Here is a 15,590-nt window from a genome sequence, read left to right on the forward strand (position 1 = left end):
GGGTTTATTTGAGATGCTTATTTTTAAGAGTATGCTTTTATTTTAGGAATGTTTTGATCCGATGAGTCGAAAGCTCAGGTTGTGCTCACTCTTAAGTTGATGGGCATGTGTGTAGCCCCCCGAGTTTAAAAATTCTGGCGGAACGTTACGAGCGCCTGCCAGCTCCTTACCAGATTTGACCTCCCCCGGGGGACTGAATATGTTCTCGAACAAAAAGAAAAAGCCGAAATTATTTTTCCGACTCTTTTTTCTTTTTTGCTCGTATTAGTGTACTTTTACTGATTCCAGTCATTTCTTCTACTTGCTTATATGAATGATTATTAGCTAATAAGCCTAGCGCATGTTCAATTTGTTTCTTACTGTACTTATTCGGTCTACCTTCCCTAAAGTCTTCACGCTGCTTAGCAATTGCTTTACCTTCTTGTGTCCGCTCAACAATCATGTCACGTTCAAACTCCGCAAACGCGCTCATAACATTGAAGACTAAGCGCCCAGTCGGTGTATCCTCTATCAGTCCCATGTTCAATACATGTACCTTCACACCTTTTTCAAACAGTTCTCTTACTGTCTGTATAGCATCGACTGTCGAACGAGCAAAGCGATCCAGCTTTGTAACTACCAGTGTGTCACCTGACTCTAGTATCGAAAGTATTTCCTTAAACTTAGGACGATCAGCTTTTGTACCAGTGAACTTCTCTGAATAAATTATACTACAGCTTTCCTTCTCCAGTGTTTGAATCTGTGCCTCTAAGTCCTGGTGAATCGTACTTACCCTCGCATATCCGTACTTCATTCATATCAGCTCCATTTCGGCCCTAACTAATGACACTAAGTTATGACACCATTTGATACCTTGATACTATCACACCCATAACAAAGTGTCAAAACCTTTAAGTTATGAAACCGATATGAATGATTATGACCCCCTGAGTTTCAAAGACCCTTCTCTCTCAGCGAGCTCGGCTGATAAAAACACCCATCGGTTTCACCTTTCGTGTTGCCGATAGTTAGGTAACTACTACAGTAGTTACCTTAGTTTCTACCTACTATATACACCACAGTCGGCCCAATCCAACGGACATAAAAATAGCCATGATACCCTAATTACGGGCCTCATGGCTATGCGTATTATTTAGTACTGGAGTAGGACACAATTTCACCATCCTATCATAAATAGTACCTAGTGTGACGGTACTTTGTCAAGCCCCGTACAACTTTTTTATTAAACTTCTCATGCCAGCCATATCACCGTTAATATTCATGTGCAACAAATCTACAGCTTGTCTACACCGTTGGTAATACGTATCAGCATTTATATTCAACTTATGCAATGTACGTTTCCTCGGAATCTTCACCACGTACCGTGCTAACACGATATACCGCATATTCTTCGGTAATTGCTTAATCGCCTGATCCAGCACAATCTTATTCAACCGTCCATCGCCTTTCCCATCCAGTGCACCAGGTCCAGTAAAGCTAGGCGGTGCATCAGGGAACCGATCACCTACAGCCAGCGATTCGTAATTCTCCAGCCATAGTCGTATTGTCTTCTTTGAAACGTAGCCATCAATTCTGGTCATCTCCGAACCTCCTGACTCAGAAAATCAAACCCCTAAAACAAACACCTTAAACCATTAATAGTATTACATACTATATAACTATTAATAAATACTACTATATATATAATATATAATTATTAGTTTTATATTTATATTATATATATAAGGTATATTTTTTTAAGGGGGGGTTCTTTTTTATTGTCTTTTTCTTTTTTGAGTACTGTAGTGTATTAGACCCCCTCCTAAAAACTTTTCTTTTATATATTTTTATTTTCGTGTAATCAGCTGTGAATCTCCGAATCTCGAAACACGTGCCACGCCGCTGTTGTCTCATAACCACGTAGCACCGACTTTCCAGCTAAGAGAAACCGTTCCTCAGTCACTTTCGCAATCAATCCTTCTCCAGCATATACATTGCCCTGCTCTGTCTCGATATTCACATCACGTAACTGGTTCGTAGCCACAAATTCACTTACCCCATAATTCACAACATGGAGACTCCAGGTGAGCTTACCCGTAACAACTCCTTCTTGTACCGTCACATACCCGTCATAAAACGGAACCTCTACGCCATCGATTTCTAAATTCCTTATTTCTTCAGACGTCATGTTCCTTACTCCTTGCAGCCACACGTTCCAAGAATCTCAGTTGCTGTTCAATATACGGATCATCTTCTTTCCCGCCACTTACGATCCAATCCTTAATCCGGTTCATCACATCTTCTAAAACGACCGCCGGTAATTGCGGGGCTAATTCCGTGATACGATCTATATAATTCACTTGTGTCTCTCCTTTACCTCACTACTAAGAACATATATTCCCACTTTATTACTACCTGCATTCTCTAAAGCGATAAGTGTCTCAACTGTATAATCACCTGTCGTAGAAGTATCAGAACTGTAGTAAAGCGTGACTTGTTTACCGTGAAGATCTTTCATATGGAACTCAGGTACCTCTGGAATCTCTGTCTTTACAGGCTCTAATTCCGTGATACCTTTCATTCGATATTCGAGTGGTTCATCTGAATTAGAATCAATACCTGTAAATAAGGCATGTCCTTGACGTGTATTTCCGTTTTCCTCTGTGATTTCTATTAAGACGTCTACACGATCCTCTAGAAAATCAAAGAAATCTTTACGAGCATATGTGAGGAAATCGATGTACCAAGTGTGGTTCTCTTTTTGGAAAATACCTTTTTTCGGTATAAACGTAGCTGCTGACGGTTCGTGTAATACAGGGCTGTCACACATAACTTTCTCCCCGTTAATTTTTAACGCCTTAATTTTCGTCTCTTTTTCCATCCTCACGTCACACCCTTCTTCGCTAAAAACTGTCTTGCGTTATCCGTAAGCCGGTAGTAATAAACATGATTATCATCTTTCGTGACTTGCTCCAGTAGTCCTAACCGAGAGAGTTGTCCCAGCCACGTATCAAACTGCGTAGCTGGAATTTCTCCTCCTACCTGGTGCATCGCTCGTAAGATCGCTTCGGAGCCTTTCACTCTATACCACGTGATTTTACGATTTCCAGTGCTTGTTGTTCCGTAAAACCTTCTGAAACAAGTGCGTCAAAACGTGCTTTATATACTTTAGACATTTCACGCTGCATGCGCATTTGCATAGGTAACGCCTTTACAAAGTTATCCAAAATCATTTCCAGTTCGATATTTGTATATTGCTTATTAGGTTCGCTCATTTTATCGCCCCTTCAAACGTGCTTCGAGTTCCGCTAATACCTGATCAACCCCTTCAGGACTTAGCACGAGTTTACCGCCAGCTAGTTCAATATTTTCTTCTGAAACCTCTCCTGTAATTTGGCAAGAGTTATTAGGGTTATATTTTTGTAGAATAATAGATTCACCATCTACGAAAATCTCCATCGGATCCTTTACCTGGATACCTAATGTACGGCGTAATTCCATTGGAACCACAATACGTCCTAATGGATCAATGTTACGAATGATACCTGTTGATTTCATTTCTCTTCAGCTCCCTTATCTTTCTCATATTCGAACTTGATCGCAGAAACATGTTGCATATTCACAATTCCCGTAATACGGCCGTTATCATCGTAAGTATCTATCGCATTTCCTTCCGCAAATAACTCCCCTTCTAGCTTTTTGTATCCTTCAAAAATAAAATCTGCTTCCTCTACAGTGTGTACAGAACCGTCAACCGTCTTAATTACCGCTCTCATATCTTCCATCTCCTTTTCCTTACTTCTTAATCGTTTCTATAACGCTAGCTAAACCAAAGAATATTACACAGATGAACCATGTTGTCCAAATCGGATATTCGTATATAAGTTCCGTCTAATACCCCCTAGTCTTTATTGATGAGGATTACAGCCGGACCCTCAACCGTAATACCAGCTACTTCAATTTTTTCATGGGGGCTTACTTGCACTGTTGTGACACCCTCACGTGTCTCCAGTTCTTCACTTATGTTTTTTGTAGGTATATTCTTCATCTTTACTCACCATCCAAAATAATGCTGTATTCATCATTAGCTACGTAAAAATTACCGAATGCATCGCGTTCAGGGAATCCATTTTTCGTTGCGTGTACTATCTTGAGTTTCGCATTACATTTATGACATTTCGTGAATTTGTTCTCCTTGTACTCGTATTGATTCCCACGATTTCCGCACATGCAGCATTCGTAACGTGTACGATATCTCGGTGTACCCTCATCATCATACTTAATACCTGTTTTCCAATGAATAGGATCCGTTTCTTCTTTTTTCGTGATCTTTGCTATCTCTTCCATAGGAAACGAGCTACGATTCACTTCTACGATTGGTAGTTTACGAGTTTGCTTATCCGTGGTCATTTTAATAACTGATTCCTGAGTCTGTTCATGCGTAACACCTAGATCCACAGCCTTATGAACTTCCTCTTTTGCCACTGCAGCGCCTAATGCCGATACACCCACTTTCACAAGTTCTGCCGCGGTATTGATAAATGAAAATTCATCTGTTTCTTTTTTTAGTCTTAGATTCGCAGGCTCCGCATCAGAGTCATAAAATTCTACATTTGTTTTTTCTGGACGTTTAAGTAATAAATACTGATACCCTACAAAACTGGAGATACCACCACGAATATTGTTCTTAATAAAGTCGAAAAAGACTGTAGTTAATGCATTTACATTTGCTTCTTTATTTAAACGATCAAATCCGTATTCATAAAGCATTGCGTGAATCGCCTCATGAAGTACGTTTTTCATTTGCCCTTCATGCTTCGCTACATTGTCCGAAATCTTGATTTGTTGTTCGTGATACGTTACTTCTGCAATTCTTACTTCTCCGTTTTCTCTTTCTTCAAGCCATCCTTTTACGACTTCCACATCATACGGAACGCTACCAATCATTAATTGTTTAGGTATAGTCATATAACTTTATCCCCCTTTAATTTGGTAAATTCGTTTCAACATCTGTCCGCAATTTATCACGTAGCCACTTAAACTCTAAATCTTTTTTATCGATTTTTGCTTGGATCACCTTTGCCTGTTCCTTCGTATAACATTTACGGAAACCTTTGTATAATTTCGAAATTTCTTTCTGCAGCTGTCTCATTTCACGGTTCGAATAATAACTTATAAACTCTCTTTTACAGCTTGGACAAATGAAGTAGTGCTTGTCCACACGGTTAGGTAGTCGCGCTGTGAGCATCTGGACACGAAACACGTGCTCATATGCTTCACATTTCGCTTTTACGGGTTTCATGACTTTGCCCCTCCTCTTTCGAATAAAACATAAAAATATGGAGACACTATTTGTACAACAAGATTTTCATCTATGACTGTATTTCTCTCTGATTGAGCAGTTAATTATGTTAACTGCTCTTTTAATTTCTATCTAACCTATTCAAATATCCCGTGGCTGACCAAGAGTAATACGAGGTAGCTTCAGGAAATAACTCGCAGAATTTCTTCCTTATATCCTCTGGATATATCATCTCTGCTTGGTAATACTCAATACCGTGTTTTTCCTTTATTTCTTCTTTCGTGCCTACCATTTTGCCATTAAGGTAGAACTTTCCGTTCTTCATAACTAGACAATCTTTATCGTAGAAGAACACTGTAGATTTTATAATGTCTGCTTTTACAGTATTATCCTCTTCATAATCGTTATAAAACTCATCAATAGCCGTACCGCATACACATTTTTGATCATCGCACCAATGCTCAAAAACAAACATCTTATCTTTATACTCAAACATCGACGTATTTTCTTTTGGTTCCATTCCATAATGTATTTGTAATTCGGCTAATGTGATTGCTGTTTTGTGTAAAGCATAATCAAATTTCCCTATTCCCTCTGAATACTCCAGCTTCCATTCACTATCAACATCTGCTTTTGAATAATACTTTACGGTTCCGCTTTTTCGAATGTCATTCTCCGGATCTGACCAAGGAGCACCTGAGTCTCTTCCATACACATACTCACCTAATTCGACTTTCCATAGTGGGAAATGTTTATTTGCTTCTGTTTTATTCATCTTGCGCCCCCTCTAAATACGCTTTCTTGATTCGCCACAAAGCTTTTTGCATCATCAAACAATCGACCTTTTGGAACGAAATTAAAACCATAAATTTTAAAGAATGCATCGTTTGACATTCGGAAAAAGTCCTTCGCTAAATCCCATTGGTTGTGGCCGTTATATGTTCCGTATCTTGTACGTCTAAGTGATTCGTGTACAGTTACTGGGACACTTGCCTGTGCACTAATACCGTTCATAAAACCTGTAGAAATGAAGTTACCAGCCTCTTTCATATCTTTTGGCAATTCGCTTTCTATCCCTTTCAAACTCTCAAGCACTTGATCTAGCACCTTTGTATCACCTATAATTTTGCGATTATTTTCTATGTGCCAAATAATGTTTCCAAGCTTTTTCTTTAGGCTCATGTGTCTCTCCCCCTGAATAAAATTCGATATTCCGTCAATACTATGGATGGAGGAATTTTTATATACCCATTAATTCCTCCCTTTCTTTAAGGGCTGGACAGTTAGTTTTCGCTAGCTGTCCTTTTAAACTAACCACCTTTTATGTGAAGATGAATAATTTATATAGAGTATTTTTGATACACCTTTCTTTATTAGCTTATTTGACTATTCACTCCGGGAAAGAACGCTGTTCAAGAGCGTTCTTTTTTATTGTGAAACGTCTGCATATTTCTTGATATTAAAACGCATACTGTTGATAGGCGATAAGCCAAAACTCATTTAACTGTCCAGTACTTCTCCGCTCTTTTTTGCATGAAGCAGTTAGCTTTTGCTAGCTGCTCTTTATTTTTAAAAATGCACACAATAGACTGTACACGCATATAATATTTTGTGTTCCTTTCTATATAAAATAAGCTAGTTTTCACAAACGGATAATCTCGTCACGAGAGCACTTTATTAAGTGCTCTATTCGTATTTCAAATACATACAAAATGAAATTTTTATTAGTTTATTTTTGCATAACATTTTCAACTCTGTTCATACTATAGCTGTAACTCGCAATTACAAAAGCAACATTTAATAAGCACCGTTTTCTTTTCTTACCAGGACAGCTAGCTAATCACGCTAGCTGTTTTATTGTATAAAATGAAGTTTTTATTTCACTTTCTCGCATAACATTTTCACTTCTACTCATACTATAGTTGTAACCTTAAGTTACAATGTATTGTGGGTATTGTTCTTGTTGGACGATAAAGCAGTTAGTTCATTGAGCTAGCTGCTTTATCATTTTAATAAACATCAACATTTACTCAGTACAAAATAGCGTTTTTGTTAGAAACTTTTCACCTTTTAATCAAACAAGCATATGATGTAATGTACAATTTGCTAGAAGTAATGTTTTCCTAAGTGCTCTTGGAGTTTTGCACTTAGGATTTTTACATATATTATTCGATTTGAAATTAAATAACGATTTTATTTGGTTTCTTCACATTTACAATCGTGCAACCACTCATCACACTTCCTGCATTCGCACTCACAGTTTTCTAATTTTTCTTCACACTTAGAACAATAATCTATAACTTCATAAATCACTTGTTTTCCTCCTTACTAAGTTCCTTAATAGTCCGAATCATCCAAGCGAAACTGTTCGCTTCAACTACTATGCACTTCCCTTGTACTAAACTAGCGTCACATATCAGGTGTAGTTTTTCGATTGTTGTCATTTCCTTTTGCTCAATTACTTTTTCCCAGCCCATTTTGTCTCCTCCTATCAAATAAAGATTTTATTAAATTTCAAATTAACCAGTTTACTTCTCTTCCCACACGCCATTGTTCAATATCCAACCTTGCTCAAATAATTGAGATAACTTTATGGTCTGTTGATATGTCTTAGATTCAATATTTCTCTGTATTCTTTTGATTTTATTCTGGTGATATTCTATATCTCTTTCATAATCGTCAATATCTTTCATATCTTGGTCTACATAACGTTTATAGGCTTCAATCCTATTTTCACACCACTTATCAGGTTCTCCTTGAGTTTCTTCACTATTTCCCTGATCGATTACAGAGCAATAAACTGTAATTTTCTTACCTTCAAAATCAGGATCATCGTCTGGTTTCCATTCTTCTTCACCCACGAGAATATCCGTTACAGTAGGTTGAAGTATCGGAATCCGAAAACCTCTAGTTTCTGCTACATATATTTCAGCCTGTTTAACAAAGTCATCTGCATCTTTGAAATTTCTTACATCACTAAGGACAATTTCCCCATCATAATCCTCGAAAAAACTTTTAATTTCCATTCCGTTCCCCTCCAAAATAAGAATTTTGTTTAAAAATTAATAACATCCTCTAGCTTGGTGCACTCTATACCTAAAAGGAGTAATCATGAAAATTTTAAAATACATAGCGCTGACAATTGGATGGCTTACATTACTGTCTCTTTGGTATACAGCATTCTTTCTTTAATCTACGTTATAGTTCTTGGTCTAAGAGCACCACACTCTCTAATGGTGCTCTTTTTAATTCAAATAACTATTTTGTTTAAAAATGATTTATTAATTCCAACTGAACATTGCTTAGTAATCTATCAGATATCTCTATATAACCAGGATTCAATTCAATACCAATAAAATTTCTATTATGCTTTGCAGCGACACGACCAACTGTTCCTGAACCGAAGAATGGATCCATAACAATTCCTTCAGCTGGCGCCCCAGCTAATATACACGGTTCAATTAATGCTTCCGGAAATGTAGCAAAGTGTGCTTCTTTTAATGGTTTTGTTGCTACTGTCCATACCGATCTTTTATTTCTTTTATCTCGAATTGCTCTAAATGCTTCATGACCATATTTTCCGTTAAAAGAACCTTTTTCTTTGCTTGTCCTTTTTGCTCTTTGCGGTGGACCAAATGCACCTTCCGAACCTCTAACATCTTGTTGGCCGTAAACCGCTGGCTCTTTAATACTTTCGTGATCGTAATAGTATTTAGGTGACTTACTTAACAAGAAAATATATTCATGTGACTTGGTAGGTCTATCCCTTACACTCTCTGGCATTGCGTTTGGCTTGTTCCAAACGATATCTTGTCTTAAATACCAACCATCTTGCTGTAATGCGAAAGCTACCCGCCAAGGTAAACCAATCAGATCTTTTGGTTTTAATCCATCTACTGATTTTGTGATTGAAACAATTCCAGTAACTTGACCAACACTTTGAAAATGATTGTTACCTGGATTTCCTTTCCCATCTGCATTTCTTCCACGTCCACTTCCAGCGTATACATCACCAAGATTTAACCAAAGTGTCCCGTCATCCTTTAATACACGCTTTACCTCTCTAAATACAGATACAAGATTCGATACATACTCTTCTACCGTTGCCTCTAATCCAATCTGGCCATCTACCCCGTAATCACGTAATCCCCAATATGGAGGACTCGTGACCACGGTACTCACAAAATTATCCGGAAAAGTTTTTAGTACGTCTAAACAATGTCCTGGATAAACTTTATTTAGCTCCATTCCTGTCCTCCCCTTTCTATCCAAATAACATTTTTGGTTATAATAATGATTCTTTTGCTATTCGATTCACATCTTTGACAATGGCATTATCCACTCCATTTGTTACTCCTTTTATCAGCTTTAACGACTCTTCGTATTTTTCGTTACGCATTTCATACTCTTTACATGCCTTTGATGTTTGCTCTAAATTCCACAATGCATTTAAACGATAATTATTTATGTCATAAGCTAGGCTTAGTAATTCATTTAAATCAGATAAACCAACCTCTACCACGGTCTTACCATTCTCAAAACGAGATTTTCCATTAGAGAGTTTTTCTTTGATTAAATCAATCTTTTCTTCCATTTACCCTACCTCGCTATACTGTATTTTTTACAAAATAACGCTTTTGTTTAGTTTTCTTCTTCAATAAAGTACTGTTCCATATCGTAAATACAGAAGCCTATTAACCCTAAATTCCATGTAACTGATTTATAATCATGAATCCAAAAGTAATAAGCGATTTCTATTATTTTGATGACTGATACTACAATAAGTATTGCTGCCATATTCTTTGTGATATTTTCATATATAGAAGCTCTCATGCTTACTGAAATGAAAATAGTTGTTGTTATAAAACTTATGAAACTAATCCAATCTCCTGTATAAGCCGAAAAACCTGCTAATATAACACCTATTGCAATTAATATTGATAGACAGTGTTTCTGAATTTTCTTTCCCACTAGATTCCCCCATTTCTTATAAAATTCAAATTTGATTTTCATCAAAATCTTCAATACCATGTAAAATTTACGTAAAGATTGCTACGACTTGGCCTGTCCACCCCAGAAACGTTATATAATGAATTTGCAAACACTTGGTTTGCACACAATTACCTTTCTGTACGACATAACTCTTTTGCTAGGAGAAATCCTAGCCTTTTTTATTTAAAATCTAAAACACAGGATTCTCAGGCTTTATCACCATTTTCGCTTTAAATCGATACCCCTTACTTTCTAAGTAACCAACAAGTGTTAATGCACTTTTCCCAAACCCTTCTGCAATTGCATCTACCGTGTAACCTTTTTCAAATAGGTCTAAACTAATTTGTATTTCATTTTCTGTATAAGATGCTTGGCTTTCTACAGGTCTCTCGAAGATCCCAAGCTCCTCCAGTTTTTTCTTTATTGCACTTTCTGTTCGCTGGAGACGTTTCGCGATATACAAATACGTATAACAATTCGCTTTGACCATACTTTTTAGTAATAATTCATCTTGTTTGGTCCAAGGCTCCCTTTCTTTTTTCCTTCTATACGCATCCGCATCACGTTTCTCTTTCATCCATTCTGGCTCAGGTCCTAAAATCCCATATTCAACCTTTGAAAAATCAACTACCTGCTTATGTCGTTTTAACCAGTCCCAGAAATCCTTATAGTAAACAACTTTTACTTTTTGTGTTTTTACAAACAACTTTAGCCTTATAGGAAATGCGAACCTTTTATACCACGATTCAATTGTTTTATAACTTACTTGTAATACATCTGCTAATTGGAGCACTGTAAGCCCATTGAAATGTAACCGTGGATCACTTAACCCTATACGATTTGCTTTTAGTTTTATGGCATTTACAGTTCGATCTAACTTCTTCGCAATACTTTTAATGCTGTACGTCCCCCATGAATCCTCCAGATACGCTATTTCTTCTTTTGTCCAAAGAATAACTTTCCCCACCGTTCCGCCTCCTTTTAGTAACCGGATGCCTGACGATCATGATTGATTTTATTTTTTTCGATATATGCGTTGTAAATTTCAATAGCCGAAAATCCAAGCGCTGCACCTAAGTACGCCAAGTCATTCATCAAGGTCATATAGTGTGCTGCAGTCCATAATTTGTTCTCATATAAATCGTTAAACACATCGATAATTTCTGTTTTTGTATTCCCTTTGCTATTACGTACTACAAAGGCATCGATATATTTATTCCATTCACGTTCTAATCCAATCGATAAAGCAAAGTGAAGTGCATCAACAAACTCGTCTAATAACGGATTGTAGTACTCCTTATCTTCTTCCATCATTTGACCCTTGTTACGTACACCTTTTGTAATCGGCTTGTTATTTTCACTCCAAAACTTATGACCGCGCCACACATGAAGTAACTCACTTAACTCGTCACGAAATGATAATTTCTTTTCTTGAAACAAGGGCACGTTTTGTAAACCACGTTTTTCCACAATCTTGTTATCAAGTTCTTTTTGAAGATGGAATAAATGAATGATGTTCATTGTTTTGCACGCTCCCCTTTTTTAAACAAATCTATGAAACTTCTCACCATTCTTTCTACACTGGCACCAGTTAAGGAATTAACAAAAGGTGCAGTTTCTGCGAATTTTAAAGAATCCTTTTCAGGTATCCCTGCACAAATCAACTTTTCTTTTACAGCTTCAATAATTTCTATTCTTTTCTGTTTTTTATTATTGAATTGCTCTTCTACTGCTTTTACAGCCTCATCCTTATAACAATTGTGCTCTTCCATGTAGTAGTACACTTCTTTCCAGAACTCATTATCATCTTTAAAAACCTTATTATTGTTTAATTGACGCACTATAACTCCTCCTTTACCCAATCGATATAACAGCTCGGTCGTTCTTCTCTTATAATTTTCATCGCTTGTATTTTGTTATCTGCGGTGACTAAATCTACATATGCTTTGTTACCCACAACAAATTTCACAGCATACAAGATACTCATCCTAGTACTACTAAACTTACGATTGTCGCTGCAATCATATAGGAAACTACTAATGCAAGGAATTTCTTTCGTAAACCTTTATTCTTCTCACGTAATTCATTATTTTCTTTCAATACACGCTTTGCGTAATTATCTTTCACTTTCACTTGTGATTTGTATAAGTCAACTTCTAACTGCAAATCACGATTCTCTTGCATCACATCTTTTAATTGTTGCTCCGAATTGTCCAAGTACACTACCGCCTTTCGTGGCTCACCTTTTGCTACTTTCCTTTTTTGCCTAACCATTTCACGTTTTAATTTTTCTAGTTTCCGATCACTTTTCCGATTTTCGTACCCCTTCCCTTGCTGTCTACCACCCACAATCGCACATCCTTCCTACAGCTTCTTATTTTCTTAAATGCTCTAAAAATAGTTCATTAAAATTCTCGTTTTCTAGTTCTTCCAATCGCTTCTGTACACGCTCTAAACGTACTGGCCCCAAACCTAAGACCTCTTTTACTGCACGTAAAGCTAATGTTCGACCATCTTTATACGATAAAAGGGATACTTGCTGCACTTCACCCCTGTGAAAACTTTGCCGCTCCCTTGTTCTCTTTCTCTCACGTTCACTCGCCCGGCGTTGTTGACGGTTCAAGGCGTTCATCGTCTTCCCTCCATTTTTTAAAGCAACTGCTAAATAACAATTCTGCGTATGGATCTTGTGGTACTGGGTCTAACACACCAGTCTTTTTATCTTTTCTTAATGAACTTACTACCCAAACCATGTTGTATGGTTCTCCGGCAATACTTCCCACAATTCTTGCTGGTTTTACACGTGGTAATGCTGTTGCATGACGCTTTGTAAATAACGATTTACGCGGTCCCTCTCCTCTTCCCACATGCTATTCCTCCCTTTGTTTAAGCCAGGACTCAACACTCATTTTCTCGCCCCATCGATACCCTACACTTCCTTCTGCTTCAATCGGAACTGGAAATCCTGGTACTGGAGGTTGCTCCATAACTTGTTTAATTTGTTTTTCTGCTGCCACTACAATCTCCGGATCATCATCTATTTCAAAAATAATTTCATCGTGAATTTGTGCAATCATATCGGCACTACCATGAGCAAGTACCCCTTCTTGTTTACCAATAGATTCATAAATTTCATTTTGTACTTTCTTCATAATGTCAGCGGCACTACCTTGCACTGGCGTATTCGCTGCTTGTCTTTCAGCTGAGCCACGATCTCTTCTATTCGCGCTGTTAATGCCCGGTAGCAATCTCATATATCCATAAATCGTTTGCACATAACCTTGCTCCCGTGCTTCTAAAACAATCTTGCGCTGATACTCTGGTATGCGTTTGTACGCTGTTTTAACAGCATTTACAATCTGCGCACATTCATCTAATGTTTTACGAATCATGTACTTTGTTTTAAATGTGAACTGTAAAGCGTGTTCCGTACCGCCATAAGAGATTCCGAAGTTTCCTGCCTTTGCATCCGTACGTTCTTTCTTTACAATTTCATCTTCAGGTTTTCCAGTCATTACAGACGCTGTTCTACGGTGCATATCCCCGCCTGTATTAAATAGCTCCGTCATGACCTCGTCACCTGATTTCCATGCCATTAAGCGAAGCTCGAACCCTGAGAAGTCAATGAAGAATAATATCTTTCCTGGTTTAGGTACAAAGAAGTTTCTAATCTTAAACTCATCATTATCTGGTCTCGGTACGTTTTGTCCGTTCGGATTAAAGCTATTTAAGCGTCCTGTTTCTGTAAATGGACTATACCCGGCATGGATCCGTCCACTCATAAAGTTCAAGTACTTTTCACGTCCTACGATGTGCGAAGAAAGTAATGTCGTGTATTTTTGGATTTTCTTCAGCTGATCGATAACCTCTAACGCTTGTTCCTTATAAGGATGTGGTTCGCGTTTTGCGATACGAATTGCTCCACGCTCTAACTTATCTAAGGTAGGGTCCTTGTCAGGATCGATAATTTCCCAATTTTCAGGCAATGGAATGCTGAGGTACTTTTCCTCATCGATATCGTTTAGCTTATTCTCAAGCATAAATGCCATATCGATAAGTGCCTCTTGATCAAGACTCGCACCTGTTTTTCCGTACTTAGCCACCGGTATTTTTAAGTAATCAAACATTAAGCTTTTCACTTCGTTCGTTTTACCTGATTTACCGGTATTTATATCAACATTGAACGTTTCTTTCGCGACTTGTTTAATACGTTCAGCAGCTTGTTCCTGCATAATTTCAGCCTCTTGTTTCTTTTGCGTTGCAAGGTTTGGATCCCAATTCATTCCCCAATACTCCATAAGACCGATAACACGTGTGAACGGCATTTCAATCTTGTGGAGCCATTCCTCATATTGCGGAATTTGCGAAGCGATTTGAGACCAATATTCATAATGCTGCAGTGCGTAATCCGCATCTTCAGCTGAGTAAAGTAGTCCTTCACCTTTACTGGCATCAATTTCATCAAAGAAATCCACCTTGTATTTCTTTAAAAGGGCTGAAAAGTCGTTCATTGTTACACCAAAAATCTCTTTCGTAGCGGGCTTTAACCCCCATCCGCTTGTAGGTTTTTTCGGGTTATTAATCTTTTGAGGTGCTGCGATTTGTAAACACCGTACCCACATAATCAATGGATCTGCTACTTTTCCTAAAATGTATTTACCGTACTTCGCTGCATATTTCGTTTCAAAAGACAAATTGACCGCAATCTTTAATACCTTTTCATTTTTAAATAGGTATTCATCAAGCAAATCTAGGACCAATTTCCTAGCTTCATCTCTATCCATACTTGGTTCAAATACTTGGCCAACTTTATGTGAGATTGGAACAACTCTTGACTCGTGTACCGCCGCTGACAGCGATACTGTACAAATTTCACCTTTCCACGGATCCAATGGTGTTTTTAAATACGCTTTTTCTAAGCTCTCACTTCGGCTTTCCGCTTCTTTATCATCGATAATCCCTGTAGTACGTGCTTCTTCTATATCTTCAAACGCCTTTTTATAATGCACTCTAATTTCTTTACTTGCTGCAGTCTCCCAGTCGAATCCTACTTTACCTGTTTGTATACAACGTTCTAAGTATTTCTTTAACTCTGAGACTGTAAGAATCGCTTTATAATCTTTCACTTGCTGCGGTTCCACTTTTGGCCAAACAATATCGAATTGTCCCGGCTTTTTCTTTTTTTCCATTTCAACCGCTAGTTTTGATTCTTTTACCGGTACCTGTTTTTTACTACTTGCTAATGTTTTAGGTCTTCCAAATAAACTTCCGAGTTTCATATTTTCACTTCCAGTCATATTTGTAGTGCTTGTCCATA

27 protein-coding genes are annotated in these 15,590 nt (G+C 37.6%); all 27 read right to left on the bottom strand.

The genetic code is table 11. From position 1 onward, the window contains the following. Positions 1 to 229 precede the first annotated feature (229 nt). The 27 genes from MR168_RS22110 to MR168_RS22240 all read right to left on the bottom strand — a co-directional run bounded on the left by MR168_RS22110 (position 230) and on the right by MR168_RS22240 (position 15,570). Positions 230 to 793 (bottom strand): recombinase family protein, encoded by a 564-nt coding sequence (locus MR168_RS22110; RefSeq protein WP_000873650.1) that lies wholly within the window; start codon positions 791 to 793, stop codon positions 230 to 232. A 406-nt stretch (positions 794 to 1,199) separates the two neighbouring features. Next, entirely contained in the window at positions 1,200 to 1,433 is a 234-nt protein-coding gene (locus MR168_RS33950) for a hypothetical protein (protein ID WP_223698036.1), read from the bottom strand. Positions 1,434 to 1,840: 407 nt separating this feature from the next. Further along, positions 1,841 to 2,167, bottom strand: a complete 327-nt coding sequence (locus tag MR168_RS33730; protein WP_000200015.1) for a hypothetical protein — start codon at positions 2,165 to 2,167, stop codon at positions 1,841 to 1,843. Further along, positions 2,157 to 2,339: a DUF6877 family protein gene (locus MR168_RS22125; protein ID WP_001106358.1), complete on the bottom strand. Its 183-nt coding sequence runs from the start codon at positions 2,337 to 2,339 to the stop codon at positions 2,157 to 2,159. Before MR168_RS22125 ends, MR168_RS33730 begins: the two co-directional genes overlap by 11 nt. Then, a complete protein-coding gene (locus MR168_RS22130) occupies positions 2,336 to 2,860 on the bottom strand; it encodes a hypothetical protein (RefSeq protein WP_000410292.1) in 525 nt (174 codons plus the stop codon). Before MR168_RS22130 ends, MR168_RS22125 begins: the two co-directional genes overlap by 4 nt. A gap of 2 nt (positions 2,861 to 2,862) precedes the next feature. Further along, positions 2,863 to 3,030: a hypothetical protein gene (locus MR168_RS22135; RefSeq protein ID WP_080546110.1), complete on the bottom strand. Its 168-nt coding sequence runs from the start codon at positions 3,028 to 3,030 to the stop codon at positions 2,863 to 2,865. Between the two features lie 26 nt (positions 3,031 to 3,056). Then, positions 3,057 to 3,254 carry a hypothetical protein gene (locus MR168_RS22140; protein WP_001294615.1) on the bottom strand — a complete coding sequence of 66 codons (198 nt, stop codon included), beginning with the start codon at positions 3,252 to 3,254 and terminating at the stop codon, positions 3,057 to 3,059. Between the two features lies 1 nt (position 3,255). Beyond that, a complete protein-coding gene (locus MR168_RS22145; protein ID WP_000843025.1) occupies positions 3,256 to 3,537 on the bottom strand; it encodes an AbrB/MazE/SpoVT family DNA-binding domain-containing protein in 282 nt (93 codons plus the stop codon). Further along, the gene (locus MR168_RS22150) at positions 3,534 to 3,755 is read right to left on the bottom strand and encodes a hypothetical protein (RefSeq protein WP_001202995.1); all 222 of its coding nucleotides are present in this window, start codon (positions 3,753 to 3,755) and stop codon (positions 3,534 to 3,536) included. Before MR168_RS22150 ends, MR168_RS22145 begins: the two co-directional genes overlap by 4 nt. Positions 3,756 to 3,880: 125 nt before the next feature. Further along, positions 3,881 to 4,027 (bottom strand): BC1881 family protein, encoded by a 147-nt coding sequence (locus tag MR168_RS22155; RefSeq protein ID WP_000790088.1) that lies wholly within the window; start codon positions 4,025 to 4,027, stop codon positions 3,881 to 3,883. A 2-nt stretch (positions 4,028 to 4,029) separates the two neighbouring features. After that, positions 4,030 to 4,947, bottom strand: coding sequence for a hypothetical protein (locus MR168_RS22160; RefSeq protein ID WP_000154978.1), 918 nt, complete (start codon positions 4,945 to 4,947; stop codon positions 4,030 to 4,032). A 16-nt stretch (positions 4,948 to 4,963) separates the two neighbouring features. Beyond that, the gene (locus MR168_RS22165; protein ID WP_242291486.1) at positions 4,964 to 5,281 is read right to left on the bottom strand and encodes a transglycosylase; all 318 of its coding nucleotides are present in this window, start codon (positions 5,279 to 5,281) and stop codon (positions 4,964 to 4,966) included. 121 nt (positions 5,282 to 5,402) lie between these two features. Beyond that, the gene (locus MR168_RS22170) at positions 5,403 to 6,056 is read right to left on the bottom strand and encodes a hypothetical protein (RefSeq protein WP_242291487.1); all 654 of its coding nucleotides are present in this window, start codon (positions 6,054 to 6,056) and stop codon (positions 5,403 to 5,405) included. Then, positions 6,053 to 6,463 (bottom strand): hypothetical protein, encoded by a 411-nt coding sequence (locus tag MR168_RS22175; RefSeq protein WP_000053745.1) that lies wholly within the window; start codon positions 6,461 to 6,463, stop codon positions 6,053 to 6,055. Before MR168_RS22175 ends, MR168_RS22170 begins: the two co-directional genes overlap by 4 nt. 1,127 nt (positions 6,464 to 7,590) lie before the next feature. Then, the gene (locus tag MR168_RS22180) at positions 7,591 to 7,758 is read right to left on the bottom strand and encodes a hypothetical protein (RefSeq protein WP_000539655.1); all 168 of its coding nucleotides are present in this window, start codon (positions 7,756 to 7,758) and stop codon (positions 7,591 to 7,593) included. Between the two features lie 51 nt (positions 7,759 to 7,809). Further along, on the bottom strand, positions 7,810 to 8,307 hold the full coding sequence (locus MR168_RS22185; RefSeq protein ID WP_000404006.1) for a hypothetical protein: 498 nt from the start codon (positions 8,305 to 8,307) through the stop codon (positions 7,810 to 7,812). 241 nt (positions 8,308 to 8,548) lie between these two features. Then, positions 8,549 to 9,529 carry a DNA-methyltransferase gene (locus MR168_RS22190; protein ID WP_000422433.1) on the bottom strand — a complete coding sequence of 327 codons (981 nt, stop codon included), beginning with the start codon at positions 9,527 to 9,529 and terminating at the stop codon, positions 8,549 to 8,551. A 37-nt stretch (positions 9,530 to 9,566) separates the two neighbouring features. Then, entirely contained in the window at positions 9,567 to 9,875 is a 309-nt protein-coding gene (locus tag MR168_RS22195; protein WP_000391475.1) for a hypothetical protein, read from the bottom strand. A 47-nt stretch (positions 9,876 to 9,922) separates the two neighbouring features. Continuing rightward, positions 9,923 to 10,252: a hypothetical protein gene (locus MR168_RS22200; RefSeq protein WP_000516691.1), complete on the bottom strand. Its 330-nt coding sequence runs from the start codon at positions 10,250 to 10,252 to the stop codon at positions 9,923 to 9,925. 211 nt (positions 10,253 to 10,463) lie between these two features. After that, positions 10,464 to 11,240 (bottom strand): hypothetical protein, encoded by a 777-nt coding sequence (locus tag MR168_RS22205; protein ID WP_000521061.1) that lies wholly within the window; start codon positions 11,238 to 11,240, stop codon positions 10,464 to 10,466. A 14-nt stretch (positions 11,241 to 11,254) separates the two neighbouring features. Then, positions 11,255 to 11,794 carry a dUTP diphosphatase gene (locus tag MR168_RS22210; RefSeq protein WP_001021290.1) on the bottom strand — a complete coding sequence of 180 codons (540 nt, stop codon included), beginning with the start codon at positions 11,792 to 11,794 and terminating at the stop codon, positions 11,255 to 11,257. Next, positions 11,791 to 12,114 (bottom strand): hypothetical protein, encoded by a 324-nt coding sequence (locus MR168_RS22215; RefSeq protein ID WP_001249533.1) that lies wholly within the window; start codon positions 12,112 to 12,114, stop codon positions 11,791 to 11,793. Before MR168_RS22215 ends, MR168_RS22210 begins: the two co-directional genes overlap by 4 nt. Beyond that, positions 12,114 to 12,251, bottom strand: a complete 138-nt coding sequence (locus MR168_RS22220; RefSeq protein WP_000271410.1) for a hypothetical protein — start codon at positions 12,249 to 12,251, stop codon at positions 12,114 to 12,116. The genes MR168_RS22215 and MR168_RS22220 overlap by 1 nt, the downstream gene beginning before the upstream one ends. A gap of 5 nt (positions 12,252 to 12,256) precedes the next feature. Continuing rightward, on the bottom strand, positions 12,257 to 12,622 hold the full coding sequence (locus tag MR168_RS22225) for a hypothetical protein (RefSeq protein WP_000509446.1): 366 nt from the start codon (positions 12,620 to 12,622) through the stop codon (positions 12,257 to 12,259). 25 nt (positions 12,623 to 12,647) lie between these two features. Then, on the bottom strand, positions 12,648 to 12,905 hold the full coding sequence (locus MR168_RS22230; RefSeq protein ID WP_000993003.1) for a hypothetical protein: 258 nt from the start codon (positions 12,903 to 12,905) through the stop codon (positions 12,648 to 12,650). Further along, positions 12,868 to 13,140, bottom strand: a complete 273-nt coding sequence (locus tag MR168_RS22235) for a hypothetical protein (RefSeq protein ID WP_000532406.1) — start codon at positions 13,138 to 13,140, stop codon at positions 12,868 to 12,870. Before MR168_RS22235 ends, MR168_RS22230 begins: the two co-directional genes overlap by 38 nt. Before the next feature lie 3 nt (positions 13,141 to 13,143). After that, positions 13,144 to 15,570, bottom strand: coding sequence for a bifunctional 3'-5' exonuclease/DNA polymerase (locus tag MR168_RS22240; protein ID WP_000147936.1), 2,427 nt, complete (start codon positions 15,568 to 15,570; stop codon positions 13,144 to 13,146). Between the last annotated feature and the right edge of the window lie 20 nt (positions 15,571 to 15,590).

Origin of the sequence: Bacillus cereus group sp. BfR-BA-01356 (assembly GCF_022663635.1) — a bacterium.
GTDB lineage: Bacteria > Bacillota > Bacilli > Bacillales > Bacillaceae_G > Bacillus_A > Bacillus_A cereus.

Excerpts from the sequence above, each read along its gene's own strand:
- MR168_RS22140 (WP_001294615.1), bottom strand. The coding sequence starts at position 3,254 with ATGAGCGAACCTAATAAGCAATATACAAATATCGAACTGGAAATGATT.
- MR168_RS22145 (WP_000843025.1), bottom strand. The coding sequence starts at position 3,537 with ATGAAATCAACAGGTATCATTCGTAACATTGATCCATTAGGACGTATT.
- MR168_RS22190 (WP_000422433.1), bottom strand. The coding sequence starts at position 9,529 with ATGGAGCTAAATAAAGTTTATCCAGGACATTGTTTAGACGTACTAAAA.
- MR168_RS22110 (WP_000873650.1), bottom strand. The coding sequence starts at position 793 with ATGAAGTACGGATATGCGAGGGTAAGTACGATTCACCAGGACTTAGAG.
- MR168_RS22180 (WP_000539655.1), bottom strand. The coding sequence starts at position 7,758 with ATGGGCTGGGAAAAAGTAATTGAGCAAAAGGAAATGACAACAATCGAA.
- MR168_RS22160 (WP_000154978.1), bottom strand. The coding sequence starts at position 4,947 with ATGACTATACCTAAACAATTAATGATTGGTAGCGTTCCGTATGATGTG.
- MR168_RS22195 (WP_000391475.1), bottom strand. The coding sequence starts at position 9,875 with ATGGAAGAAAAGATTGATTTAATCAAAGAAAAACTCTCTAATGGAAAA.
- MR168_RS22170 (WP_242291487.1), bottom strand. The coding sequence starts at position 6,056 with ATGAATAAAACAGAAGCAAATAAACATTTCCCACTATGGAAAGTCGAA.
- MR168_RS22130 (WP_000410292.1), bottom strand. The coding sequence starts at position 2,860 with ATGGAAAAAGAGACGAAAATTAAGGCGTTAAAAATTAACGGGGAGAAA.
- MR168_RS33730 (WP_000200015.1), bottom strand. The coding sequence starts at position 2,167 with ATGACGTCTGAAGAAATAAGGAATTTAGAAATCGATGGCGTAGAGGTT.
- MR168_RS22185 (WP_000404006.1), bottom strand. The coding sequence starts at position 8,307 with ATGGAAATTAAAAGTTTTTTCGAGGATTATGATGGGGAAATTGTCCTT.
- MR168_RS22155 (WP_000790088.1), bottom strand. The coding sequence starts at position 4,027 with ATGAAGAATATACCTACAAAAAACATAAGTGAAGAACTGGAGACACGT.
- MR168_RS22165 (WP_242291486.1), bottom strand. The coding sequence starts at position 5,281 with ATGAAACCCGTAAAAGCGAAATGTGAAGCATATGAGCACGTGTTTCGT.
- MR168_RS22240 (WP_000147936.1), bottom strand. The coding sequence starts at position 15,570 with ATGACTGGAAGTGAAAATATGAAACTCGGAAGTTTATTTGGAAGACCT.
- MR168_RS22175 (WP_000053745.1), bottom strand. The coding sequence starts at position 6,463 with ATGAGCCTAAAGAAAAAGCTTGGAAACATTATTTGGCACATAGAAAAT.
- MR168_RS22230 (WP_000993003.1), bottom strand. The coding sequence starts at position 12,905 with ATGAACGCCTTGAACCGTCAACAACGCCGGGCGAGTGAACGTGAGAGA.
- MR168_RS22210 (WP_001021290.1), bottom strand. The coding sequence starts at position 11,794 with ATGAACATCATTCATTTATTCCATCTTCAAAAAGAACTTGATAACAAG.
- MR168_RS22135 (WP_080546110.1), bottom strand. The coding sequence starts at position 3,030 with ATGCACCAGGTAGGAGGAGAAATTCCAGCTACGCAGTTTGATACGTGG.
- MR168_RS22150 (WP_001202995.1), bottom strand. The coding sequence starts at position 3,755 with ATGAGAGCGGTAATTAAGACGGTTGACGGTTCTGTACACACTGTAGAG.